The sequence below is a fragment of the Corynebacterium sp. MSK158 genome, from assembly GCF_030229085.1.
Lineage (GTDB): Bacteria > Actinomycetota > Actinomycetes > Mycobacteriales > Mycobacteriaceae > Corynebacterium.
In genome coordinates, this window is the sequence record NZ_JASPHJ010000001.1 from 292689 (window position 1) to 315189 (window position 22501).

General features: G+C 57.0%; 26 protein-coding genes and 1 tRNA gene. 11 read left to right on the forward strand and 16 right to left on the reverse strand.

Features of this window, described 5'->3' with window-relative positions; translation table 11 throughout:
• Positions 1 to 24: 24 nt before the first annotated feature.
• From QP915_RS01345 to QP915_RS01355, 3 genes are read left to right on the forward strand one after another with little or no spacing between them, the layout of a single operon-like run.
• On the forward strand, positions 25 to 648 hold the full coding sequence (locus QP915_RS01345; RefSeq protein ID WP_284767603.1) for a TetR/AcrR family transcriptional regulator: 624 nt from the start codon (positions 25 to 27) through the stop codon (positions 646 to 648).
• On the forward strand, positions 642 to 2210 hold the full coding sequence (locus QP915_RS01350; protein ID WP_284767604.1) for an MDR family MFS transporter: 1569 nt from the start codon (positions 642 to 644) through the stop codon (positions 2208 to 2210). Before QP915_RS01345 ends, QP915_RS01350 begins: the two co-directional genes overlap by 7 nt.
• Positions 2210 to 2503 (forward strand): DUF2316 family protein, encoded by a 294-nt coding sequence (locus tag QP915_RS01355; RefSeq protein ID WP_284767605.1) that lies wholly within the window; start codon positions 2210 to 2212, stop codon positions 2501 to 2503. Before QP915_RS01350 ends, QP915_RS01355 begins: the two co-directional genes overlap by 1 nt.
• Before the next feature lie 90 nt (positions 2504 to 2593).
• On the opposite strand, the gene QP915_RS01360 is transcribed toward QP915_RS01355, so the two are convergent.
• From QP915_RS01360 to QP915_RS01375, 4 genes are all read right to left on the reverse strand, one after another.
• Positions 2594 to 3163 carry a GNAT family N-acetyltransferase gene (locus tag QP915_RS01360; protein WP_049378460.1) on the reverse strand — a complete coding sequence of 190 codons (570 nt, stop codon included), beginning with the start codon at positions 3161 to 3163 and terminating at the stop codon, positions 2594 to 2596.
• A 78-nt stretch (positions 3164 to 3241) separates the two neighbouring features.
• Positions 3242 to 4606 (reverse strand): RNA 5'-3' helicase PhoH2, encoded by a 1365-nt coding sequence (gene phoH2, locus QP915_RS01365; RefSeq protein ID WP_284767606.1) that lies wholly within the window; start codon positions 4604 to 4606, stop codon positions 3242 to 3244.
• A 184-nt stretch (positions 4607 to 4790) separates the two neighbouring features.
• Positions 4791 to 5444, reverse strand: coding sequence for an LGFP repeat-containing protein (locus QP915_RS01370; RefSeq protein WP_284767607.1), 654 nt, complete (start codon positions 5442 to 5444; stop codon positions 4791 to 4793).
• A gap of 146 nt (positions 5445 to 5590) precedes the next feature.
• Positions 5591 to 6265 carry a LysR family transcriptional regulator substrate-binding protein gene (locus QP915_RS01375; RefSeq protein WP_284767608.1) on the reverse strand — a complete coding sequence of 225 codons (675 nt, stop codon included), beginning with the start codon at positions 6263 to 6265 and terminating at the stop codon, positions 5591 to 5593.
• Positions 6266 to 6336: 71 nt separating this feature from the next.
• On the opposite strand from QP915_RS01375, the gene QP915_RS01380 reads away from it, so the two are divergent.
• Complete coding sequence (locus QP915_RS01380) at positions 6337 to 6666, forward strand: DUF5997 family protein (protein WP_284767754.1); 330 nt, start codon at positions 6337 to 6339, stop codon at positions 6664 to 6666.
• On the opposite strand, the gene glyA is transcribed toward QP915_RS01380, so the two are convergent.
• Entirely contained in the window at positions 6663 to 7946 is a 1284-nt protein-coding gene (gene glyA, locus QP915_RS01385; RefSeq protein ID WP_284767610.1) for a serine hydroxymethyltransferase, read from the reverse strand. The two genes, QP915_RS01380 and glyA, sit on opposite strands and share 4 nt — an antisense overlap.
• A 118-nt stretch (positions 7947 to 8064) precedes the next feature.
• Here glyA and coaA point away from each other — a divergent pair, with 118 nt between their 5' ends.
• Complete coding sequence (coaA, locus tag QP915_RS01390) at positions 8065 to 8991, forward strand: type I pantothenate kinase (RefSeq protein WP_005327431.1); 927 nt, start codon at positions 8065 to 8067, stop codon at positions 8989 to 8991.
• Positions 8992 to 8994: 3 nt separating this feature from the next.
• Here the strand turns inward: coaA and QP915_RS01395 are convergent, their stop codons facing one another.
• Genes QP915_RS01395 through mca form a run of 3 tightly spaced genes read right to left on the reverse strand, consistent with a single transcriptional unit; the run spans position 8995 to position 10989 of the window.
• A complete protein-coding gene (locus QP915_RS01395; protein WP_284767611.1) occupies positions 8995 to 9771 on the reverse strand; it encodes an isoprenyl transferase in 777 nt (258 codons plus the stop codon).
• A 12-nt stretch (positions 9772 to 9783) separates the two neighbouring features.
• On the reverse strand, positions 9784 to 10095 hold the full coding sequence (locus QP915_RS01400; protein WP_204609642.1) for a hypothetical protein: 312 nt from the start codon (positions 10093 to 10095) through the stop codon (positions 9784 to 9786).
• 3 nt (positions 10096 to 10098) lie between these two features.
• On the reverse strand, positions 10099 to 10989 hold the full coding sequence (mca, locus tag QP915_RS01405) for a mycothiol conjugate amidase Mca (RefSeq protein WP_284767612.1): 891 nt from the start codon (positions 10987 to 10989) through the stop codon (positions 10099 to 10101).
• A 95-nt stretch (positions 10990 to 11084) separates the two neighbouring features.
• Here mca and QP915_RS01410 point away from each other — a divergent pair, with 95 nt between their 5' ends.
• The 3 genes from QP915_RS01410 (at position 11085) to QP915_RS01420 (ending at position 12517) form a co-directional block, all read left to right on the forward strand.
• A complete protein-coding gene (locus QP915_RS01410; RefSeq protein ID WP_239277841.1) occupies positions 11085 to 11555 on the forward strand; it encodes a DUF4307 domain-containing protein in 471 nt (156 codons plus the stop codon).
• A gap of 120 nt (positions 11556 to 11675) precedes the next feature.
• The gene (greA, locus tag QP915_RS01415; RefSeq protein WP_005323614.1) at positions 11676 to 12197 is read left to right on the forward strand and encodes a transcription elongation factor GreA; all 522 of its coding nucleotides are present in this window, start codon (positions 11676 to 11678) and stop codon (positions 12195 to 12197) included.
• Positions 12198 to 12238: 41 nt separating this feature from the next.
• Positions 12239 to 12517, forward strand: a complete 279-nt coding sequence (locus tag QP915_RS01420) for a thiamine biosynthesis protein X (RefSeq protein ID WP_239192640.1) — start codon at positions 12239 to 12241, stop codon at positions 12515 to 12517.
• Positions 12518 to 12561: 44 nt separating this feature from the next.
• Here the strand turns inward: QP915_RS01420 and QP915_RS01425 are convergent, their stop codons facing one another.
• From QP915_RS01425 to QP915_RS01455, 7 genes are all read right to left on the reverse strand, one after another.
• Positions 12562 to 14385: a hypothetical protein gene (locus tag QP915_RS01425; protein WP_350309417.1), complete on the reverse strand. Its 1824-nt coding sequence runs from the start codon at positions 14383 to 14385 to the stop codon at positions 12562 to 12564.
• Between the two features lie 20 nt (positions 14386 to 14405).
• Entirely contained in the window at positions 14406 to 15221 is an 816-nt protein-coding gene (locus QP915_RS01430) for a DUF3558 family protein (protein WP_284767614.1), read from the reverse strand.
• Positions 15222 to 15485: 264 nt separating this feature from the next.
• On the reverse strand, positions 15486 to 16256 hold the full coding sequence (locus QP915_RS01435; protein WP_284767615.1) for a Bax inhibitor-1/YccA family protein: 771 nt from the start codon (positions 16254 to 16256) through the stop codon (positions 15486 to 15488).
• 189 nt (positions 16257 to 16445) lie between these two features.
• A tRNA-Leu gene (locus tag QP915_RS01440) sits at positions 16446 to 16522 on the reverse strand.
• A 40-nt stretch (positions 16523 to 16562) separates the two neighbouring features.
• Entirely contained in the window at positions 16563 to 17528 is a 966-nt protein-coding gene (locus QP915_RS01445; RefSeq protein WP_284767616.1) for a Ppx/GppA phosphatase family protein, read from the reverse strand.
• A gap of 10 nt (positions 17529 to 17538) precedes the next feature.
• Positions 17539 to 18087, reverse strand: a complete 549-nt coding sequence (locus QP915_RS01450) for a DUF501 domain-containing protein (RefSeq protein ID WP_284766909.1) — start codon at positions 18085 to 18087, stop codon at positions 17539 to 17541.
• A gap of 8 nt (positions 18088 to 18095) precedes the next feature.
• On the reverse strand, positions 18096 to 18656 hold the full coding sequence (locus QP915_RS01455; RefSeq protein WP_150850942.1) for an FtsB family cell division protein: 561 nt from the start codon (positions 18654 to 18656) through the stop codon (positions 18096 to 18098).
• Between the two features lie 98 nt (positions 18657 to 18754).
• Between QP915_RS01455 and QP915_RS01460 the strand changes: the two genes are divergently transcribed.
• The 3 genes from QP915_RS01460 (at position 18755) to QP915_RS01470 (ending at position 21201) form a co-directional block, all read left to right on the forward strand.
• Entirely contained in the window at positions 18755 to 19285 is a 531-nt protein-coding gene (locus tag QP915_RS01460) for a ribonuclease (RefSeq protein WP_284767619.1), read from the forward strand.
• A 35-nt stretch (positions 19286 to 19320) separates the two neighbouring features.
• Positions 19321 to 19905: a hypothetical protein gene (locus QP915_RS01465; protein ID WP_284767620.1), complete on the forward strand. Its 585-nt coding sequence runs from the start codon at positions 19321 to 19323 to the stop codon at positions 19903 to 19905.
• A 294-nt stretch (positions 19906 to 20199) separates the two neighbouring features.
• Positions 20200 to 21201, forward strand: coding sequence for an HNH endonuclease signature motif containing protein (locus QP915_RS01470; RefSeq protein WP_284767756.1), 1002 nt, complete (start codon positions 20200 to 20202; stop codon positions 21199 to 21201).
• On the opposite strand, the gene eno is transcribed toward QP915_RS01470, so the two are convergent.
• Positions 21191 to 22468 carry a phosphopyruvate hydratase gene (gene eno, locus QP915_RS01475; protein WP_239277829.1) on the reverse strand — a complete coding sequence of 426 codons (1278 nt, stop codon included), beginning with the start codon at positions 22466 to 22468 and terminating at the stop codon, positions 21191 to 21193. The genes QP915_RS01470 and eno overlap by 11 nt on opposite strands.
• Positions 22469 to 22501: the final 33 nt, after the last annotated feature.

The following is a 22501-nucleotide window of genomic DNA, read 5'->3' on the forward strand; positions in this document are numbered from 1 at the left end:
GCACCGAGTGTAAAGTTGCATGGCGTGCAAGAAGAATTATCACTACGCGAGCAGAAGCGCCTCGAGACTCGCCTGCGCATCGAGGATGCCGCCACGAAGCTGGTGGATGAACAATCCTTTAGCGCGGTCACGATTGAGAGGATCTGCGAAGTAGCCGGTATTTCTCGGCGCACTTTCTTCAATTATTTCGATTCCAAAGAATCCGCCGTACTGGGCGCCCCGAGCACCGAGTTTACGGAGGAGATGCGGGAATTCTTCCTCACTGAGCCAACGACCAGCATGGTAGGACTCGTCCTCCAGTTGGTCAGGCAACACATGGAAGGCCACCACATCAACCCGACCATCCGGGACCGCCGCAAGCGCATCTCTAATGATCCGGATGCGGCCGCGGCGGCAATAAGCCGGAAGCGGGCAAAATCCATTGAGCTTATCGATCTCATTGAAGAACGCCTCACCACAGAACCGGAGCTTCGCGTCCTCGATAGCTGCTCCTCGAGCACCGAGGCGATGCTCATCGCCGGCCTCGTCCGCGAGGCACTTTGGCTCGCGATGGCATCCCCCGATGCGGATTGCAGCAAGGACCTCCACGCGCGACTCGATGCCTCCCTCACGCTAATAACAGATTTTATGAAAGGAATGCGATGGTAGATACGGCTACTAAGGCCCCCTCGCAGGGCCAATCCCGAGCCGATAACCTCGGGCTTATCTTCTCGGCTTTGATGCTCACCATGCTGATGAGCTCTTTGGGCCAAATGATCTTCTCTTCTGCTCTTCCAACCATCGTTGGTGAGCTGGGCGGCGTCGACCACATGAGCTGGGTCATCTCCGCCTTCCTTGTCACCATGACCATCGCTATGCCTATTTCCGGCAAGTTGGGTGACATGCTGGGCCGCAAGTGGCTCTACATCGGCGGTATCGCCACCTTCGTCGTGGGCTCTACCCTCGGCGGCTTTGCTAACTCCATGACGCTGCTGATCATCGCCCGCGCTGTGCAGGGCTTTGGCGCAGGTTTTATGATGATTTCCTCCCAGTCCATCATCGCCGAGGTCACCTCCTCCCGTGAGCGCGGCAAGTTCATGGGCATCATGGGCGGCGTCTTTGGCCTGTCCTCGGTTCTCGGCCCCGTCCTCGGCGGCTGGTTCACCGACGGCCCAGGCTGGCGCTGGGGAATGTGGATGAACATTCCGCTGGGCATCCTCGCCATCATCGTGTGCACTCTCGTGCTGCACCTGCGCGTGGGTGATGCCGATATGAAGCGCTTTGACTGGCTCGGCGCCACCTTCATCGCGATTACTACCGCTTCACTTATCCTCATGACCACCTGGGGTGGCACCGAGTACGAATGGGGCTCTTCCATGATCCTCACCTTGGGTGCCATCACCATCATTGGCGCCATCATCACCATCCTGGTGGAGCTACGCGCTAAAGAACCTCTCATCCCGGTCCGTCTGTTCAAGAACCGCAACATGGCCCTAACCACCCTCTCCGGCGTGGTACTTGGCCTGGCAATGTTCGGCGTTCTGGGCTACATGCCAACCTATCTGCAGATGGTGCACACCCTGACCCCAACCAAGGCGGGTCTCATGATGATCCCGATGATGGTGGGCCTCATCGGTACCTCCACTGGCGTAGGCTTTATCATCGCCCGCACCGGTCACTACAAGGTCTACCCCATCATCGGCCTGGCAATTACTGCTGGTGCATTGTTCTGGATGTCTCACCTAACCGTGGAGACTTCCCTGAAGCAGCTGGGCTGCGAGTTCCTGGTCTTCGGCATCGGCTTGGGCATGGTTATCCAGGTCCTCGTGCTCATCGTCCAGAACTCCTTCCCCCTGTCCCAGGTGGGTACAGCTACCGCAGCGAATAACTTCTTCCGCCAGATCGGTTCTGCACTGGGCGCTTCCCTGGTTGGCTCCATGTTCATCCACAATATGAAGGATGAGATGGCCACCCGCATGCCGGAGGCTTTCCAGAAGATGGGCCCGGAGGGTGCCGCCTATGCAGAGAAATTCGGCGATGCTGACGGCGGTGCCAATAGCCTCACCCCGGATTTGGTTGCCTCCTTCCCTCAGCCCATCGAGGAAGCAATCCTCAACTCCTATAATGACGGCCTGACCCCGGTCATCGCCCTGATGGTTCCATTGGTCATCGTCGCCCTCATCCTCCTCCTGCCACTGCGCGAGGAACGTTTGAAGGAAACGATTGACTAATGTCACTTTCACCTGCAGAAGTACAGGCCACAAGCCGAGAGCTGCACGCCTTGCGCGATGCACTCCCGCTTGCCGACGCCCCCATTGAATCCGCCCTCGGCTATGCCCCCGGCGGCCTTCACGCGGCGTTGGAAATCCAGTCCGGTCCCATCGAGGTGTGGCGCACAAGGGACTATCCAGTGTCCCTAGCCCGTGCGCACGATACCCCAATCCCGCGCTTTTGCCGCTTGAGCGATGACATGCGCTCACAAGCTCAGCGTTGGTTTGGCACCTGGGACGTTCCTGCAGTGTAGCGTTTCCCTCGTTCTAAGGTCTCAGCAAAAAGCCCCTGCCATCGTTACCACGAGTGTGGTTCGAGCAGGGGCTTGTATGCGCTGGGGAAGCTACCGCTTCTTTTCCTCCGGCTTGGGCAAAAGCAGCTCATATACGTCGGTATCGCGCCACTGGCCCGCAAGCTCGCCGTAGGTCATCTTCGCCATATGCGAGTAGGTGCCCACCTTCACGAAGCCGCGCGACTTATGCAGTCCCGCAGAACCTGCATTTTCAGGGAAAATCCATGAGTGGATGGCCCACTTGTGCAGGTCCTGGCACACCTCGATCAGGCGGTCTAGAAGTGCGCCGCCAATGCCGCGGCCCTGTGCCTCGGCTCCTAGGTAGATGGAGTCCTCCACTACTCCGTGGAAGACGGTGCGGGTAGATACCGGTGCCGCGGAAACCCACCCCAAGACCTTAGAATCATCATCTGCTTCAACGGCCACATGCACCGAAGGCATGATCTTGCCAGCTTTAAATTCTTCAAAGGTCAGGGATCGGGTCTCATAGGTAGCGTGCCCAGTATTGAGCCCCTGTTCATAGATCTCTCGCATCTGCGGATAGTCCGCCGCGGTAAAGGGGCGGATGCGGAAATCTTTCTTCTTGTCGTCCGAAGACGTCTGCTTAGCGTTCTCGCTCATATACAACATTATTACTGGGCTATGCCCAGCTTCGCCACGCTGTACACATAAAGATCGCCAAACGCGAACGAACTCGAACTAGTTGCCGCCTTCCAACAGGTCAGTGACGAGCTCCGCAATGGCAGAGCGCTCAGAACGTTGCAGAGTAATATGCGCAAAAAGCTCGTGCCCCTTGAGCTTTTCAATCACTGCTTGGACTCCGTCGTGTCGGCCCACACGAAGGTTATCGCGCTGTGCCACATCGTGAGTAAGAACTACTCGCGAGCCCTTCCCCAACCGAGAAAGCACAGTAAGCAAGACGTTTCGCTCCAAGGACTGCGCCTCATCCACGATGACAAAAGCATCATGCAGCGAGCGCCCGCGAATATGCGTCAGCGGCAAGACTTCGATAAGGCCGCGCTCGTGTACCTCTTCCATGACATTGTCAGACACCAAGCCCTCCAAGGTGTCATAGACCGCCTGCGCCCACGGGTTCATCTTGTCCGATTCAGTGCCCGGTAAGTATCCCAGCGACTGCCCGCCAACCGCATACATCGGGCGAAAGACCACAATGCGCCGGTGCTCCCCGCGCTCGAGCACCGCCTCCAAACCGGCGCACAGCGCAAGTGCCGACTTGCCGGTGCCGGCGCGGCCACCGATGGAGACAATTCCCACGTTTGGGTCCATCAGCAAATCCAAAGCGATACGCTGCTCCGCGGAGCGCCCCTGAAGGCCAAAGGCATTGATATCACCACGTACGAGCTCGACCACGCCATCAGCACTCATGCGCCCCAGCGCGGATTGCGCACCCGCCGCCAAGGTCAAGCCGCAGTGCACCGGCAGATCCTCCACGGCGGTACCCTTTTCAGTTTCGACGCCGTCTAGCATGACTTCCCCATTACGATAGAGGGCATCGATGACATCCGAGCTGGCTTGCACCGTCGCCATTCCGGTATAGCCGGTCAAGACTACGTCCTGGGCGTGATACTCATCCGCCTGCACGCCTACCGCACCGGCTTTCACACGCAGCGGCACGTCCTTCGTGACCAGCACGGTGTCCTTCCCTTCGTGCGCAAGGTTGAGAGCGCACGCCAAGATGCGGTGGTCGCCTTCTGGCCCGCGGAACGCGGTAGGCAGCAAGGATTGGTCTTGATGGTTCAATTCCACGCGCAGGGTGCCGCCATCCACGTTGACGGGCACCGGCTGGTCTAAGGCCTCATAGGTAGCGCGCAGCTCCTCCAAAAAGCGAAGAGCTTGGCGGGCGAACCAGCCAAGCTCCGGGTGATGACGTTTTCCTTCCAGTTCAGAAATAACTACAACGGGAAGGACCACATCGTGTTCTGCAAATTTGCGCAGGGCCCAAGGGTCAGACAGCAAGACCGAAGTATCCACTACATAGGTCTTGGTAGCGACGGCGTTATCAGTAGTGGCAAGCGGAGTAGAAAGTACAGAGGGACGAGACATAGTGGCAGGGTTCTCCCTTAGTGTGCGGTAGATCAGACTTCTTCCGAATGACCCCGAATCCCCGGGGTTGCCACCCAAAGTAGGCACCGAAGGTTGAAATTACATGGGTGCAAGATGAACATTAAGAAAACGAAAAATCCCTCCGCAGCACATGCTGCAGAGGGAGAAGCTCTAAAGGAGCTTTTTACTTCTCTACGGAGGAGGTGAACTTGCCGCTCTCGTCCTGGATCCAGGAGATAACACCATCGTCGAACTGCTGGGTCCAGCCCTTGCCCTGAGCAGCCTTTTCCTCAGCAGCCTTAGGCAGGCCTACCTCAGAGTCCAGGCCGCCCTGCTCCTTCCAGGTTTCAGCAATCTTGCCGACGATAGGCTGAGCGCCCTCATCGTCGTCGAAGGTCAGCAGGTTGCCGTTATCGAAGTTAGCGAGGAACTCATCATTGTCACCCTGCTCGATGTTCTTTACGTCGCCCCACTCAGCCTTCTTCTCTTCAATAGCGGAAGCGAAATCAGCCGGAACATCTACGTCACCGTTAGCGGTAGCGATGGACTTGGTAGCGCCGCCCTGGTCGTCAGCGTCATCCTTGTCGTCGGCGTCGTCGGAAGCATCCGCACCTTCGGAAGCGTCCGCATCGTCGGCGTCATCCTTGTCGTCCGCGTCATCATTGGAAGTAGCCTCAGCAGCAGCGGAGCCAGCAGCGTCGGTAGCGTCTGCTGCTACGGAGCCGGCGGAATCCTTAGCGTCGTTAGCTGCATCCTCAGCATCGGAGCACGCTACGAGAGCAACGGACAGGGTTGCGGCTGCAAAACCACCTGCGATACGACGGGTCATCTTCTGCATTACTGCATCATCCTTTCATCAAGAAAGTAAGTTAATTCTAAATTTATTGTTAAATCGCCCTTCATGACGAACGACGCCCACCGTAACGACGACTCCCAGCTGGTGCCACCCACCCGGACAGGAAGTAGACAGCAAACAGTAAAGGGCTACCTACGTTTGCGCTGCTTAGGGGCCTTCTTTTTCTTTTGTAACAAATTGTTAACGTTTCTCCGCGCCTGCTTCGCTTTCGCCTTTTCCCTGGCGCTGCGCCTCGGCTTCTCTTGGCGGGAGGAACGCGCCGTGCGGCCCTTAGCGACGCCCACGAAGTCCTGAATTGCCTCCCCGTCATCGTCCTTGCGCCACACCAATGCAATCTCCGTTACCGGCACGGACTCGTCCTTAAGGCTCAACGGCACCACCTGCTTTTTGCTCAGGACCTTCAACAGGGGCCGCGGCGCAATCGCAATTCCCACATTGGCCGCCACTACCTGCAGGGCGTCGCGGACTGCGGGGACATCGACAAGTCCGGAATCGGCGAGGCGGTAGTTGAGGGGTTCATCGGCGACGTCGGCAAGCGCAAGCTCCTCGCCCACCTCCGCATAGACTGAGTCTTTGGGAACGGCAATGCCAGGGGCCTCTTTATAAAGTCGCACCACATGAAAGGTGTCATCCACCCGCGCATCCGGCAGGCGCGCAAGAGCTAGGTCCACCTCGCCGGCTACCAGCGGAGCTAGCGCATCGTCCGCATCAACGGTGTACAAGCCACCATGAGCAGTATTTTCCTCGAATCGGCGAAACCACTTTCCAGGTTCTGTACCAGTGGCAAAAGCTAAGCGCAGCATAGAGGACAGTCTACTGAAAGTGCTACGGTAAAAGCGTGACTGAAGAACAAAAGCAACCATCCGGCACCGCAATGCGTGCCCAAACCGCGGCGAAGAAGTTAGGCATCTACCTGCCCGCCGCGCCGGACGAGTTCCAGAATAGTGCCATTAGCCACGAAGAGCTGCGCGAATTGCAGCATAACCCACCCGAGTGGCTACAAACCTTGCGCCGCGAAGGCCCCCATCCCCGCCCCGAGGTTGCCCATAAGTTGGGGATCTCTGTAACCGCGCTCAAGAAGAACGATATGGATAAGCCGCTGACCACAGCGGCAATCAATCAGCTCCTCCAAGAGCAGCCGGAATGGCTCCAGCAGGCCCGCGCCACCATGGCGCAGGCCCGTGGCCATGAGGTTAAAGACTAGACCAGCTTCCAGTCCTCGAGGCCCTCATACAGCGGGTAGTGCTGGGCAATCTTGTCCACGCGAGCACGCAGGGCCTCTACATCGGCATTCTTGCCCTGCACCAGAGCGGTACCGATAATATCTGCAACCTCGGTGAAAGCTTCGGCATCGAGGCCGCGGGTTGCTAGCGCAGAAGTACCAATGCGCAAACCGGAGGTGACCATCGGCGGACGCGGGTCATTCGGTACGGCATTGCGGTTAACGGTAATGCCTACCTCGTGCAGCAGATCCTCTGCCTGCTGTCCATCCAATTCGGAATTGCGCAGATCCGCCAAGACCAAGTGCACATCGGTGCCGCCGGTCAGCACGTCCACGCCAGCCGCCTTGGCATCTTCTGCGGTAAGGCGCTCTGCCAGAATGCGAGCGCCCTCCAAGGTGCGCTCCTGGCGCTCCTTGAATTCCTGGGTAGCGGCAATCTTCATAGCAATGGCCTTGGCAGCGACCACGTGCATCAGCGGTCCGCCCTGCTGGCCCGGGAAGACGTTGGAATTGATCTTCTTGGCATAATCCTGCTTCGCCAAAATCATGCCGGAGCGCGGGCCACCCAGGGTCTTATGCACGGTGGTGGACACGATATCCGCGTGAGGCACTGGACTCGGGTGCAGGCCGGCCGCCACGAGACCAGCAAAGTGAGCCATATCCACCCACAGGTAAGCGCCGACCTCATCAGCAATTTCACGGAAGGCCGCGAAATCCATGGTTCGCGGGTAGGCCGACCAGCCGCCGATAATGACCTTCGGCTTTTCCTTCAGCGCCTGCTCGCGCAGCTTATCCATGTCCACACGCATGGTCTCTGGATCCACCTCGTAGGCGGCGACATCATAAAGCTTGCCAGAGAAGTTCAACTTCATGCCGTGGGTAAGGTGGCCGCCGTGAGCCAGGGACAGGCCCAAAATCTTGTCGCCCGGCTCAGCGATGGTGGAAAGCACCGCTGCGTTCGCCTGCGCACCGGAGTGCGGTTGAACGTTGGCGAATTCCGCACCAAAGAGTTCCTTAGCGCGGTTGCGGGCTAGGTCCTCCACGACGTCGACATGCTCGCAGCCGCCGTAGTAGCGGCGACCCGGGTAGCCCTCGGCGTACTTGTTAGTGAGCACGGAGCCCTGTGCTTGGAGCACGGCGCGAGGCACAAAGTTCTCAGAGGCGATCATTTCCAGGGTTTCGCGCTGGCGGGAAACCTCTCCCTGAATTGCGCCGAATACGTCCGGATCGAGGTCGCGGAGGTCAGAGGTAAAAGAAGCCATAAAGGTGTGGTCCCCTTCTCAAAATCAAGCGGTATGGGATGCTGCATATCTTATCGTGCCATGCTCCCTAAGGGGGCATACTTTTACCCACAGATTATGCAAGTGCAACAATGGAGCCATGGCGCGCACATTGGATTCGAGTCCCTACCTAGATTTTGACCGTGAGACCTGGCGTGAACTGCGCAAATCCATGCCTCAGGTGCTCACGGAAACCGAGGTGGAAAAGCTTCGCGGCCTAGGAGACCGCATAGACCTAGACGAGGTAGCTGATGTCTACCTCCCCCTCTCCCGCCTCATCCATATGCAGGTCATGGCACGCCAGCAACTCACCACGGCTACCGAATCCTTCTTAGGCAATCCTCCGACGCACGTTCCCTTTGTCATCGGTGTGGCTGGCTCCGTGGCAGTGGGAAAATCCACCACCGCCCGCCTCCTTCAGGTGCTCCTGCAACGCTGGGAGTCCCACCCCAAGGTGGCGCTCGTAACAACGGACGGCTTCCTCTTCCCCACCGAAACCCTCAAGAAACGCGGCCTCATGCAGCGCAAGGGATTTCCAGAATCCTACGACCGGCGTGCACTCCTTCGCTTCGTCACGGACGTAAAATCAGGAAAGCCTCTGGTCAAGGCGCCGCTGTATTCCCATATCTCCTATGACATTGTGGACGGGGAATATCAAGAAGTTCACCAGCCCGACATCCTTATTCTGGAAGGGCTCAATGTACTACAAACGAGCCCCACGTTGACCGTGGCGGACCTCTTTGATTTCTCGGTATATGTTGATGCCCGCACCGATGATATCGAGCAGTGGTATATCGACCGTTTCCTTACTCTGCGCCACACCGCTTTCCGCGAGCCCAACGCCCACTTCTCTGCCTTCGCAGACATGAACGATGAGGAGGCCCGCGACCAGGCCCGCGAAATTTGGCAGTCCATTAACCTGCCGAACTTGGTCGAGAATATCCTGCCCACCCGTGTGCGAGCCTCCCTCGTGCTGAAAAAGGGCTCACATCACCTGGTAGAACAGGTGCGGATGCGCAAGCTCTAGCGCCTATTTGCCAAAGCGGCGCGAACGTTGGGAATAATCCCGCAAGGCGCGGAGGAAGTCCACCTTGCGGAATGCAGGCCAGTAGGTATCCGTGAACCAAATTTCGGAGTACGCGGCCTGCCACAGGAGGAAGCCCGACAGGCGTTGTTCACCAGAGGTGCGGATAACCAAATCCGGGTCCGGAAGTCCCTTGGTATACAGGTGCTCCCCAATGGATTCTGCGGTGACCCGGTCCGCCATCTCCGCTGCGGTAGTTCCCTTCTCTGCTTCCGCACGCACCAAGTTCTGCACGGCGTCCACAATTTCTTGGCGCCCGCCATAGCCCACCGCCACATTGACGATGACACCCGTATTGTCTTTGGTTTCCGCCGCCGCCGTCACCATGCGCTGGCGAATATCATCTGGGAGCAGATCGAGGTGTCCAACAAGGCGCACCTGACAACCGACGTCGCTATGGGATAGGTGCGTGACCACGTCCAAGATGATGTCAAAGAGCAGCTCTACTTCCTGCTCGCTGCGCTTCAGGTTCTCCGTGGACAGCAAATAAATGGTGACCACTTCGATATCGGTATCGCGGCACCACGAAATCATCTCTCCGATTTTCTTCGCGCCTTGGCGGTGACCATGGCTGATATCGGTAAACCCAGCCTCACGCGCCCACCGACGATTGCCATCGGCCATGATGGCGATGTGCTTAGGCTGCGGCTTGCCCTTGATCAGGCGCGCCAGACGCGCTTCATAAGCTGGGTAGGCCAGCTGCTTGAGAGAACTCACGCTCATTAGTCTATCCGCCTAGAAAATGGACTTCTTGCGGTTATCGTAAATGCCGGCTTCCTTCATCGCCTCATCCACGGCTTCCTCATCGAACGGATCGATTCCGTGATCTTCCGCAAACATCATGCGGCGGCGAAAGCGAGAGTAACGGCGATGGAAATTCCAGCCCGCAAACAACACCGCAACACCCATAAGCGCCAAGATCAGCAGGCCAATGGGCGAAGCTTTGCCAAATTCAGGGCCCATTGGGCCACCTTCGGCGCCCTCGGTTCCTTGGGCGAGTACAAATACGTCATGTGCGGCAAGCACGAAAGAGCCATACATGCTCATATCTTAAGCCTCCTCTTCCTCTTTGATGCCGGCGAAGAGGTCATTTTCTGGCAGGGAGGTAGAAACACGAGTCTTCGCCAGCTCGAACTCCTCGGTGGGCCAAAGGCGCTGCTGTACCTCCACCGACGTCGCCAAGAAGGCACCCGCCGGATCGATCTGCGTGGCGTGCGCCCGCAAGGCCTCCTCGCGATTGCTGAAGTAATCCGCGCATTCCACCTGGGTGGTTACACGCGCCATGATATCTCCAAAAGTGGTGTCCCAGCGCGCCAGCATCGGCCCATAAGGGCTGGTCTTCCCCTCTTCTAACAGCAGATCATGGAACATCTTCATGCGCTGATAGACGAAACCGTGCGAGTAGTAAAGCTTCAGCGGCGCCCACGGTTTACCTAGCTCTGGGTGATACTCGGCATCGCCCGCCTTCTCCCACGCGATCATGGAAGCCCGGTGCACCATTAGGTGGTCTGGGTGCGGGTAGCCACCATTTTCGTCATAGGTAACAATGACGTGTGGACGAAATTCGCGTATAACCTGGACGTACTCCTGCGCAACGGTGTCATCCCCCAGCAACGCAAAACAGCCCTCCGGCAGCAATTCCTCCATAGTCTTGCCTTCAACCGGGTCCGGCAATCCGGAATCAACGTGGCCCAGCCAGCGATGTTGTACGCCCAGCGCCCGCGCAGCGTTAGCCATCTCTTCCCGGCGCACCTCGCCCATCTTTTCCTTGATTCCCGGGCGATCCATGGCGGGGTTAATCACATCGCCGCGCTCGCCGCCGGTACAGGTCAGCACCAAAACCTCATTGCCTTCTGCGGCATAGCGCGCGGTGGTTGCAGCACCCTTGGACGATTCATCGTCTGGGTGCGCGTGGATAGCTAGTAGGCGAAAATCGCTCACTGAAAATCCATCCCCTTATTAATCTAGGTTCTTTGAACAGATGATTATCCTAGTAGATAATTGGAAAACAGTTGCCCTCGGCTAGAGTGGAAGCCATGACTTCCGCCGGAAAATCTCGCTCAGCCGCCCGCTACGGCTCCCGCGGCTCCTCTGAAAAGAACTCTGGTAGCTGGACTAATAGGGCGCTGGTGCTCATCTTTGTCGCCATTTTTATCGCGCTTATTTTCTTCGGATTCCGGTATTTCCAGGAAAAAGAGCGCGTGAACGCACAGGTGTCCATCGTGACCCAAGAGGTTTTGAGCGATGATTCCACCCGCGTTTGGGTCGATGTCACCCGCAATCACACCGATGAAGATGCTTATTGCATTGTCCAGGCATTTGACTACTCCAAGTCCGAAGTAGGCCGCCGCGAATTCCCCGTTCCCGCGGGCGGAAACGAAACCCAGCGCATCGCTGTCGACGTCCCAACCAACGCTCGTGCCGTAGCCGGCGGGGCCTATGGTTGTTCCGGCAATATCCCCGAATACTTGGATATGGATAACCCTGACTACGCGGAAAGCCGCTAGCCGCGTGTGCTAGGATTTGTAGCGCCTAGAACTGGGCATATGCCCGGTTCCACTTTTACCTATAGCCCCAGGGATTAGCAGGGGCTTTGACCACAATTCCTATCTACGGAAGGTTGCAGAATGGCTGAGCAGCAAAAGCAGTACATCACCCCAGAGACCAAGGCAAAGCTCGAGGCCGAGCTGCAGGAGCTCATCGACCACCGCCCAGTAGTCGCGGCTGAGATCAACGAGCGCCGTGAGGAAGGCGACCTCAAAGAGAACGCCGGTTACGACGCCGCTCGTGAGATGCAGGACCAGGAAGAGGCCCGCATTAAGCAGATTTCTGAGGTTCTTGCGAATGCCACCACCGAGCGCGGTGCTGTTCAGGAGGGCGTCGCCCACACCGGTTCCGTAGTTCACGTTTACTACAATGGTGACAAGGACGATAAGGAGACCTTCCTCATCGGTACCCGCGCCGCTGCTTCCGATAACAAGGACCTAGAAACCTATTCCGAGCAGTCCCCGCTGGGCGCTGCCATCCTTGGCGCACAAGAGGGCGAGACCCGCGAGTACACCGCTCCGAATGGCAAGACCATTTCGGTCACCATCGAATCCGCAGCGCCGTATGATTCTGCTAAGGCCGCTGCTCCACGCGAGTCCTAAACTTTTAACCACATACCACTCTGGAGAAAGAGCACATCCCCATGAAGAAGTTCTCCCGTTTCGCCGCCGCTGGCCTGGTCTTCACCGCTGGCCTCTCCCTCGCTGCTTGCCACCCACCTAACCAGCAGGATTCTGATTCCAAGGTAGAAAATGCCTCCACCTTCACCGGTGAGGCCCCGATGCAGAAGGATGCTGAGACCAGCTCTTCCGCACCCGAGACCGTTATTGAAGAGGAAGCACCTGTAGTCGAGTCCGGTGTTCCAGAAGAGCCAGCACAGCCGCACTTGAACGGCACCGCCACCGAACTGCCACAGCAGTAATATGGCTTGAAGGGCCGAGGGATTTCCTCGGCCCCTTTTTTATGCTATTTTTCTGGGTCCACTTCCCGCACCCAATCCCCGATGACACCGGGTACGACAGCGGGCGGCTCTCCCAGCAGGTCCCGCTTATTTGGATCCCGTTCCACCTGCGTGGTGACGGACTTTACGCGCTTTTTCTCACTATCTTTGCCTCCGCGCATCCCCATCATTGGACCATAGGCTCGCGCCCCTCCGGTTGAGCGACCTGCATTGCCACCGCGCGCTGCCACAGCACTTTCACTGCTGCCTGTTCCAAGACCAAGGCCGCCACCCACGCCGGGCCGCATACCCGAACCACCGCCGAATGCATTGCTATGGCTAGCGCGCACGCCTGAACCGACACCGGCGTAGGGCGCTCCGGCTCCTCGTCCAAAGTGGTGGCCCGACTGCGCTCCTCTTCCGGCACGCGCAATATCGGCGTTGCCATTTACCTTTCCTGCGGCGGATCCAATTCCGCCTCGTGGCGACTGACCGCCGAGTACGCCGCGGCCCGCATCCGCAGGCCTTCCGGGGGCCATCATCGGCGCCATCCCGGAAGTAGCGGATTGTCCTGTAGCTGTCGGCGCCATCGCACCGCCGCCGTGAAGCGCGCCTGCATGTGCTCCTGCGGCAACCGGATGCGCTGTACCACCAGGAACCTGCCCCATCGCCCCGTTCGGCGCAGTTACGCCCGGCGTGGATGCACCTTGGGTGGACACTTCATTTCCATCGATGGCTAGGTGGTCTCCCAGGCCCAGCTTTTCCAGCGCATTCCTGCCGCTAGTATGCATCTGCTGGTGAAAATCATTAATTTCTTGTGGGCTCATCCCCACTGCTTCTAGCCCGTCCACATTGCCATTGACGACGTCGAAGTTCCCCGGCCCCAAATCACCTCGCGCTATCGCTTCCGCAATCTTCTTTGGCCATACCACGACATCGGTGGTGTATCGCTGCCCATCACCGTCAACTCCGGCGAGGCCCGCGTCGACACCGCCGCCTCCTGACGCCGGCGATTGTTCCATCAAAGCGTGCTGGTACGGCATTGCCTCAACCGCGAAACGCTGCAGGTCAGGTTGCAATGCGGCCAATGCGGCCTTTTCCGCAATCTCGCGCTCGACCGGTTCTGGAATGGCCATCACTTCCATCGCCATGGCCATCGCAGTAGGCTGCATGCCCATCAGCTTAGCGTGAAATCCGGTCAGCTTCTCCCCCATTACCTTGGCATTTGCCACAAAGTGGCTTCCCGACGCCGCCACTTCCCTAATCTTTGCCGCCGCTCTCGACGTGGCTTCGCTGTCGTTCTCGCCTTCCAAAGACCCGGCTGCTTCCTGTAACCCGCTAACGATATCGTCAACTTCCGACGCCAACGAGCTCCACCGCGCATTCGCCTCCGACACATTCCAAATCTGCGTTGACATCAGGTCCGTAGCCAGCTTCACGATGTCCGTACCGACATTCACCACCGGCATGGAAAACCCAAATGGGCTGTACCCCGGCTCCGGCTGGTTCATAATCGGCATCGACTCAATGCCAATATCCCCACCCGCATCCGCGATCTCCATTCCCCGACTATTCGCGTCCTCCTGCGCCTGAAACCCTCGAGCTTCCCTACCCAGACTATCTTGTAGCCAATCCAACTGTTCCGAAAATGCCTTCAACGAAGACCGTGCAGAGCCAGGATCAGTTTCAAGAACTCGTTGGTGAACGGATCCCACATGGTCAATCCCAACAACGGGAGAAAATCCAGCATCAAGAGGCGAATATGTGCGACCTCCAGATAGTGCAATTTCCTCCTTCAGATTTTCCGTTTTCATAGCAGTAGCCATGACGTTGTCCGGTCGCAATTCCATAATTCCCCCGATGCTTATTTTCAGTAAAATTTGTTTAGCAGTTTTTCGGCGTGTGAGCATTTAGCTTCGTAGTCATCGACAGCTCGTTTCCCAGAATGACTAACTTTTAGAATTCCACGCGAAGTAGAAACGCCGACAGTACAGAACATATCTCCGAACAATTCACTTTCGATCTGCACTATCGGCACACTGTGTCCGCCACCGTCAGATAGGGAGGCTATTTGTACTTCTGCGCCATCAAATGATTGCCTAGAAGTAGTCAATCCAATGACAGCTCCTCCAGTGCCTTCGACACTGTCAAAAGCACAAAAGGAAAACCCCGATTGCTGTCCTGAATCCTCAATCTGATCACCGAGTCCGAAGGCTCGAAGATGCTCGCGAGGAATCTCCGTACACGGATCAAAAAGCTCGAAGCTCGGGTCTGCCGGATCGAATTCCCCCAGTGGTGGTAGGACGCCGGAAATGTCTTCCGACCCCGTGGCGCCGGCCTCCCCCGGTTGGCCGGCGCCGTCCGCATTCTTCCCGCCATTAGTGTCTGCCGATTCCCCCTGATTGCCTTCCGCGTCATCCCCCAGGTCCCCGTTGGTTCCCCCTGCACCGTCGGCCGAACTAATGCCACCAGATTCGTCCACCTTGGTGGTTTCCTCTGACGCGCTCCTCGTGCCGATATCCGCAACGCAGCTACTCAGCATAACGGTACTGACCATCAACGTTGCTACGGTGACCTGACGCTTCACAACAATCCTTCGCGCACTCACTTCCTGACGAGAGGAACAGGAAGAGTGAAACAGAGAACTTTTCACTTCGTATTTCCCGTTCCAGTACACAGCATGCATGAGACTCCAAGAATTTTCTACGCAACTGCAAAGGTTAACGGCAATTTAACAAATCTATTTGTCCCATACGTCACATCCATCACGTCTAAAGGGCGAAATTTCCTGCTCATTAGCTGTATCAGTCCTGGGAGTGGTTTTGTAGACCAAATGAAGGTTAAACCCGCACTTTATCCCCCAGAATTACCCCAGAAATTACACGTTTGTAAGCGATTCTCGGCAACAAAAAGGCCCGCACCGAAGTGCGGGCCAATACAACAGAGTCAATTAGTCTCGCTGGAAATAGCTCAGCAAACGGAGAATCTCAGTGTAGAGCCAGACCAAGGTCACAGCGAGGCCGAGAGCAACGCCCCACGCATTCTTAGCGGGAGCACCAGCGCGGATCATGCGGTCAGCCTGATCAAAGTCGGTCAGGAAGGACAGGGCACCAAGAACGATGCAGACAAGCGAGAAGATGATGGCAATCGGGCCACCATCACGCAGTGGGTTGAAGTCAAAGAAAACCGCGCCCAAGAAGTTAACAAGGGCCATGACAGCAACGCCAGCAATCAAGCCGAAAAGGATCTTGGTGAACTTCGGAGTCACCTTCACTGCGCCAGTCTTGTACACAATCAGCATGCCAATAAATACACCAATCGTGCCGACAATCGCTTGGCCAATGATGGCCATGCCGCCCTCGCCATGGAAGTTGACGTTGGCGAACATCAAGGAGAACCCACCGACAAATAGGCCTTCAAAGACGGCATAAATCAGGGTGACTGCAGCAGAACCCCACTTCTTGCCAAAAGAGGCAACGAGAACGGTAATGAAGCCACCGATACCACCGACCAGAGTCAAAGCCATGGCGATACCTGGGCTTACTAGCATTCCCAGGGCAAAGTTGATGGCTGCGGCAACGATGATAACGCCGAGGGTAATACCCGTCTTGGTCACTACGTCATCCACGGTCATGGGACGGGTAGATACGTCCGCGTAACCAGAATTTTGGCGGCTACTATTTTCGGTCAGAGAACTCATTACCGGATTGCTTGAACGCACGGTTGTCCTTTCTAAGAGAGGTGCAATTTAGCTATCTCACCCCATTCAACGAGACACCACCGCATAAAGTTCCACATTCTTTCCATTTAGCTAGAAGTTTTGTGGGTAGCTCCCGTATAAAGTCTGTGGAGACCTATTGACGAGAAAAGTCTCGAGACACCTTTCAGAACGATGTCTCGAGACTTCACATGGTGCCCCCAGTGGGACTCGAACCCACACTGAATCGATTTTAAGTCGACTGCCTCTGCCGATTGGGCTATGGGGGCAAGGGCAAGGAATATTTTAGGCCACCTCACCCTGCGGGAGTTAACGAGGGGTACCCTCCGCAGCCAGACCAGCGATAATGCCGTCGAGAATATCCTTTTCACTGATGAAAAAGCTGCGCGCATCGCAATTGCGCTCGATAAGCTGCATGATACCTTCGACGGCTACCGCCCCACCGCCAATGACGTCGGCACGGCCGGGGTGAATGACGGGGTTGAGGGCGCGGACGTCGGAAGGCAGGCTAATAAGCTGCTGCAAAAGCACGCGCAGGGCATCGAAGCGGAGTTCAGACCCGTGAATGGCATCGGCGTCGTAGCGCTCAAGGCCCTGAGCCAATGCAGAAAGAGTGGTGAAAGTGCCTGCGCAGCCGACGATGGTACGGGCCTTAGAAATAGGTACTATCTTCTCCACTTCTGACGTGCGCTCGCCGACGTACTCGGAAGCGATCTCAATCTCCGACTCGGTAGGCGGATCTGTTCGCATAATGCGCTCGGTTAGCCTGACGCACCCCATGCGAGCCGAGTGGGTGCCCAAGATATCGCCATCGGCCGTGCCTACGACGAACTCGGTCGAACCGCCGCCCAGATCGATGACACAGAATGGCCCGCGGTCTGGCTCCACATCGGCCACGGCACCATTAAAGGACAACAGAGCCTCTTCCTCGCCCGAGACGACCTCGGCCTGTGCGCCAGGCTGAATTTGGCCGAGCAACTCAGCGGTCATGTCGAAGAATTCCTGTTGGTTCTTGGCATCGCGAGTAGCGGAGGTAGCGACCATCCGCACGCGGGTGACCTTCTCAAACTTCATCTGGCGTACGTAGCCTTCCAAGGCCACGCGGGCGCGGTCTAGGGCCGCAGGGGCGATTTCGCCAGTGGCATCGACTCCTTCTCCCAGGCGGATGATTTCCATGGTGCGGGTAATATCGCGAACTTTGCCGTCATCCTGAATTTCAGAGATGAGCAAGCGAATCGAATTGGTACCGCAATCAATCGCAGCAACGCGAGTCATAGCAGCCCTCCTATTCCGCATTAGAGAAATCGAATTGGGCCAGGTCAATCCCCAGTTCCTCTACGCTGGGCCAATCTTGCGGGATGGCAGAGCCTCGAAGCTTGCCGTGGTCAGCGGCCATGGCCACTGCTTCAGTTCCCAATCGGAAATGCTGTGGGCCTTCAGCAAGCGCGTACGCGATGAGCACATGCAGGCACTTGACTCGATCGGGCATGCCACCACCGGAGAAATCGGTGCCAAGGTCTTCAATATCATTGCGCTTGGCCAAGAAATATTCGTGGGCGCGCTGATAGTCGGCAGCCAATTCCTCGTCCTCACCCAAGCGGGCTTCCATCCACTTCATCACGTGGGCGACCTCCAAGCGTGAAGCTTCGGCCGTAAGCCGTGGGTCGGTGAGGTAGTAGAGGGTGGGGAATGGGGTGCCGTCGGCAAGCTTGGGCGCCGTCTTAATTACCGCGGGCTGCCCATCCGGCGTGCGATAAGAAACCTCGAGGACCCCGCGCGGGGTACGGCCCAATTGCTCAGTTACTACAGCGATATCTGCATCAGTGACGGTCATGCGGACAATTATCGCACATCCGGGTTTTCTTCCGGCGCCGGCTCGATCGGAAGATGATTTACCTGCTCGGATGGAGCTTCCTCCTCAGGGGGCTCGGCTACGGAATCCCACAAAACTTCGTACCATTCGCGGGAATCTTCTTCCTTCTGACCATCTGTAGTGAGCTGGTCATCCGGCTTAATCTGCGGGTCAATGATGCGGTAGGCGGTCTCGCCCTCATCGACGACCCCGAATCGGCGCCGCGCCTCCTGCTTGATGTACTCATCGGACTTATATCTATCAATCTTCTCCAGCAAAGCAGCCTTCTCATCCTGCTTGGCGGCGATTGACTCATTGAGGCGGGCAATTTCGGACCGGCCATGGTAGTAATTGCGCAGCGGAATAGCGATGGCAAACAAAACCACAAGCACGATGGCAACGATCACGCCCACTCCGGCAATACTCATCCGGTCCGGCTTCTGTTTCTGCTTCAGTTGTGCACGCTGAGCTTTGCGGATATCCGCAGCACGCGAGGCCACCGGAACCCTAGTGCGGCTCCGGTTTCGCTGCGTCTTCTTTTCGCGTGCCATAGGTCTTTAATCCTAGCGTCGTCACTCCTGTAACAGGGACGTGGCACGCGCAATTTGGATACACTAAAAGAAATTCTCCCTCCCAGGAAGGAAGTTTCATGTCCCTCAAGCGCATCCTCCCCGTTCTCACCGCAACCCTATTCCTCGCCAGCTGCAGCCCCTCCGCCCAAGACGGCGAATATCCCGTCTACGGTGATGGCTACGACCTGAACACCACCGACGGCATGACCGAGTACCTCAAGGAGTATAAGACCCTGCCGGACGATTACATCAACCATGATGCTGACGAGCTCGAGGGAGACGATCAGCCCGAGACCTTTGAAACCAACGCGGACTCCGTCAAGAAGGCCGGCGAAGCTACCTGCGAGAATGATGAATTGCTCGACATCTCAAAGGAGTATTTCCGAGGCAACACCGACAAATTTGGGGAAGCTGTTATGTCATCAGTCAGCGGCTCTGATGGTAAATACAGTGATGTTTTTGAAGCACTGAACATCCCCGATGACGCACCAGACAATGACAAGATCATGGCTGCAGCGATGTCCCCACTCGGTGCCGTGATGTCTTGCGGCGATGAATTCAGCGATGAGGAACTGGAAGAGGTCGCTGAGGCCATCCATTCCAGCTAGAACCTCGAATCATATTCCCCACTTAAGGAATAGCTATGCCCCTCAAGCGTCTCCTCCTTCTAGCCGCCGTAGGCACCCTACTTACCGGGTGCAGCTCGACCGACCACAAAGAAGAAGCCACCAGCGAAGCGGAATCCCCCACTAGCGAAATCCCTACCAGCAGCGAAACCCCCAGCACCACAAGCAGAAAACACGACCTCAATACCAAAAGCGGCTTCATTTACCATATAAAAGAACACGGCACTATCCCGGACTTTTACCTAGACGTGTTCGGCGCTGGGGCTTCCGAAGAGGACGATGGCCCTACAAGCTACGAGGTCAATGCCACGACCCTGAAAAAGGCTGGAGCTGTTGCCTGCGAGAATGAGCAAATCCTGGACGACGCCAAGTATTTGCTAACCCATGGCGACAGCGCATTTGAAGAACTCGTCCCTAATCTTGAAGAGTTCGATAGGAAATACGCTCCCGTCTACGAAAAGCTTGAGATATCAGCGGCTTCTCCCCTTCCAGATAAGCTTTTTACCATGTACATGGCTGGCGTGGGTTCCCTCGCCACCTGCGGTGACAAGTATGACGATAAGGAACTCGAAGCAGTGGCTGACAAAATTTTCAGCTACTAAACCTCTCCCGGAGTTTCGCACAATTTTTCGTTTCGGGGCTTGCGCAAGCCAGCAGGGCGGCTTATACTAAGGGCAGAAATTCGATTGGGTGTGCGATTTATTCCAGAGGGGGAACTTTCCGTGACAGCCAGCGACGCACCACCAAAGAAAGCTTATTTTTCTACCAATAACCTCGACGATACGGTTTGTGTTTTGGGTATGCTCCAACGCATTCAATCTTGGCAGCTATACCAATCCGTACTTCCACGATTAGAAGACGATGTCGAATGCACTACCGCTGCTTTAGCTAAACGGGTGGGCTTGAGCTACTGGCGCGTTTTATCCGCACTGCGCTCTCACCTGCGCATGCGTGAATTGCCCCTAACCACTGCAGTGCAAACCGAACATTGGATTCTAGACCTCCCGCGACTGCACGTCATCGATGCCGAGCTTGCCCCGCTTGGCGACGACGCCGAGGGCATCCAACTAGTCGATGCCGCCCTTGCAGACTTTCTCACCCCGAAGGAACCTGCTCAGCATGTACCCACGGAATCTGAAATCCGTAGATTCTTGCGCGACTACATCGATGGCATTCTCAAACCAGATATTGAGAAGGAAATCGAGCGCTCCGTTTCCATTTCTTATTCCAAAGGCCAAGCCACCATCACTCTGAAGACGGATAAAGCAACCGCCAGTGCTATTTCACGGCACATCGATAAGGCAGCGCGAAAGAAGAACATCACTAAGTCAGAGGCTTTGGAGGCGCTGATCTTTAATCGCACCCAGACAAAAGTAGTAATCAATACCTATGCAGCGGGTGACGATGCTTCTCGGGTATATATTCCGTCGGCGGGATGGTGCGTCCTTACCGAACACTTAAGCACTTACTCGATGACTCGCGAGCTGTGCCCAGAAGAAACATCATCCTACGTCCCCACCGAGCAAATCAGGACATGGGTCCACGGTCGCGATGCCACGTGCCGTTGGCCGGGGTGTTCCATGCCGGCGCATTACTGCCAGCTTGATCATCGGGTGGAGTATGCCGACGGCGGGCCGACGAGTGTCGATAATCTTGTCACCCTTTGTCAGCACCACCACAATGTGAAGACCGATGGTAGGGCCCGCTACATCATGGATCCCATCACTGGGGACGTCGCCTGGCTCTTTTCGGACGGCACCTTCGAAATTGACCGAGCGGAGGGTCCTTTGGCACCGCGAACCATGAATTGGAAGCAAACCTGGCAACAATACCTAGACATGCGAAAGCGCCCCCGCGGCAATGCGAGGGCGCTACAAAGGGAGGCGTTTAGGCCTTAAAGCGCGGGAAAGCGGAGCGGCCGGCGTAGACTGCGCCGTCGCCAAGCTCCTGCTCGATGCGCAGCAGCTGGTTGTACTTAGCTACGCGCTCGGAACGAGCCGGTGCACCGGTCTTGATCTGGCCGCAGTTCAGAGCGACAGCCAAGTCTGCAATGGTGGTGTCCTCGGTCTCACCGGAGCGGTGGGACATCATGGTGCGGTAACCATTGCGGTGAGCCAGCTCGACAGCATCGAAGGTCTCGGTCAGGGTACCGATCTGGTTGACCTTAACCAGCAGGGCGTTGGCAGCCTTCTTCTCAATGCCTTCCTGCAGACGAGCAGGGTTGGTGACGAAGAAGTCATCGCCAACGATCTGCACCTTCTCGCCAATCGCGGCGGTCAGGGCGGTGTAGCCATCCCAGTCATCTTCCTGCAGCGGATCCTCGATGGAGACGATCGGGTACTCGTCGATGAGGCCCTCATAGACCTTGGACATTTCTTCAGCGGTGTGCTCGCCGCCCTCGAAGTGGTACTTGCCGTCCTTGAAGAACTCGGAGGAAGCAACGTCGAGTGCGAGTGCTACGTCCTTGCCTGGCTCGAAGCCGGCCTTCTTGATGGCGTCCACGATGACGTCGAGAGCAGCCTTGGTGGAGTCAACGGACGGAGCGAAGCCGCCCTCGTCGCCCAGACCGGTGGACAGACCCTTGTCCTTCAGCACTGCCTTCAATGCGTGGTAGACCTCGGCGCCCATGCGAAGAGCCTCGGCGAAGGACTCCGCACCAATCGGAGCGATCATGAATTCCTGGACGTCAACGCCGGAGTCAGCGTGTGCGCCGCCGTTGAGGATGTTCATCATCGGCACTGGCAGTACGTGAGCATTCGGGCCGCCGATGTAGCGGTACAGAGGCAGTGCAGCGGACTCTGCAGCGGCCTTGGCTGCGGCGATGGAAACGCCCAAGATAGCGTTAGCGCCGAGCTCGGACTTGTTATCGGTACCGTCCAGCTTAATCAGTGCCTGGTCAATGAGGCGCTGGTCGTCAGCTTCGAAGCCAGCAATTTCGTCGGCAATCTTCTCGTTGATGTTCTCAACAGCCTTCAGAACACCCTTACCCTGGTAGCGCTCGCCACCGTCGCGCAGCTCGTGAGCCTCGTGCACACCGGTAGAAGCACCGGAAGGAACGCCGGCAACACCGCGGGCGCCGTCATCAAGGAAGACCTCGGCCTCAATGGTTGGGTTGCCACGGGAATCAAGAATTTCGCGGGCGAAAGTGTGGATGATATCGGCCATGCTGTTTTTCACTCCTCGTAAATAAATTCGCTC

What these genes read in the sequence shown, in the direction of transcription:
- QP915_RS01350 (WP_284767604.1), top strand. Translation starts at nt 642, where the DNA reads ATGGTAGATACGGCTACTAAGGCCCCCTCGCAGGGCCAATCCCGAGCC.
- QP915_RS01355 (WP_284767605.1), top strand. Translation starts at nt 2,210, where the DNA reads ATGTCACTTTCACCTGCAGAAGTACAGGCCACAAGCCGAGAGCTGCAC.
- QP915_RS01360 (WP_049378460.1), bottom strand. Translation starts at nt 3,163, where the DNA reads ATGAGCGAGAACGCTAAGCAGACGTCTTCGGACGACAAGAAGAAAGAT.
- phoH2 (WP_284767606.1), bottom strand. Translation starts at nt 4,606, where the DNA reads ATGTCTCGTCCCTCTGTACTTTCTACTCCGCTTGCCACTACTGATAAC.
- QP915_RS01370 (WP_284767607.1), bottom strand. Translation starts at nt 5,444, where the DNA reads ATGCAGAAGATGACCCGTCGTATCGCAGGTGGTTTTGCAGCCGCAACC.
- QP915_RS01375 (WP_284767608.1), bottom strand. Translation starts at nt 6,265, where the DNA reads ATGCTGCGCTTAGCTTTTGCCACTGGTACAGAACCTGGAAAGTGGTTT.
- QP915_RS01380 (WP_284767754.1), top strand. Translation starts at nt 6,337, where the DNA reads ATGCGTGCCCAAACCGCGGCGAAGAAGTTAGGCATCTACCTGCCCGCC.
- glyA (WP_284767610.1), bottom strand. Translation starts at nt 7,946, where the DNA reads ATGGCTTCTTTTACCTCTGACCTCCGCGACCTCGATCCGGACGTATTC.
- coaA (WP_005327431.1), top strand. Translation starts at nt 8,065, where the DNA reads ATGGCGCGCACATTGGATTCGAGTCCCTACCTAGATTTTGACCGTGAG.
- QP915_RS01395 (WP_284767611.1), bottom strand. Translation starts at nt 9,771, where the DNA reads ATGAGCGTGAGTTCTCTCAAGCAGCTGGCCTACCCAGCTTATGAAGCG.
- QP915_RS01400 (WP_204609642.1), bottom strand. Translation starts at nt 10,095, where the DNA reads ATGAGCATGTATGGCTCTTTCGTGCTTGCCGCACATGACGTATTTGTA.
- QP915_RS01410 (WP_239277841.1), top strand. Translation starts at nt 11,085, where the DNA reads ATGACTTCCGCCGGAAAATCTCGCTCAGCCGCCCGCTACGGCTCCCGC.
- greA (WP_005323614.1), top strand. Translation starts at nt 11,676, where the DNA reads ATGGCTGAGCAGCAAAAGCAGTACATCACCCCAGAGACCAAGGCAAAG.
- QP915_RS01420 (WP_239192640.1), top strand. Translation starts at nt 12,239, where the DNA reads ATGAAGAAGTTCTCCCGTTTCGCCGCCGCTGGCCTGGTCTTCACCGCT.
- QP915_RS01425 (WP_350309417.1), bottom strand. Translation starts at nt 14,385, where the DNA reads ATGGAATTGCGACCGGACAACGTCATGGCTACTGCTATGAAAACGGAA.
- QP915_RS01430 (WP_284767614.1), bottom strand. Translation starts at nt 15,221, where the DNA reads ATGCATGCTGTGTACTGGAACGGGAAATACGAAGTGAAAAGTTCTCTG.
- QP915_RS01445 (WP_284767616.1), bottom strand. Translation starts at nt 17,528, where the DNA reads ATGACTCGCGTTGCTGCGATTGATTGCGGTACCAATTCGATTCGCTTG.
- QP915_RS01450 (WP_284766909.1), bottom strand. Translation starts at nt 18,087, where the DNA reads ATGACCGTCACTGATGCAGATATCGCTGTAGTAACTGAGCAATTGGGC.
- QP915_RS01455 (WP_150850942.1), bottom strand. Translation starts at nt 18,656, where the DNA reads ATGGCACGCGAAAAGAAGACGCAGCGAAACCGGAGCCGCACTAGGGTT.
- QP915_RS01460 (WP_284767619.1), top strand. Translation starts at nt 18,755, where the DNA reads ATGTCCCTCAAGCGCATCCTCCCCGTTCTCACCGCAACCCTATTCCTC.
- QP915_RS01465 (WP_284767620.1), top strand. Translation starts at nt 19,321, where the DNA reads ATGCCCCTCAAGCGTCTCCTCCTTCTAGCCGCCGTAGGCACCCTACTT.
- eno (WP_239277829.1), bottom strand. Translation starts at nt 22,468, where the DNA reads ATGGCCGATATCATCCACACTTTCGCCCGCGAAATTCTTGATTCCCGT.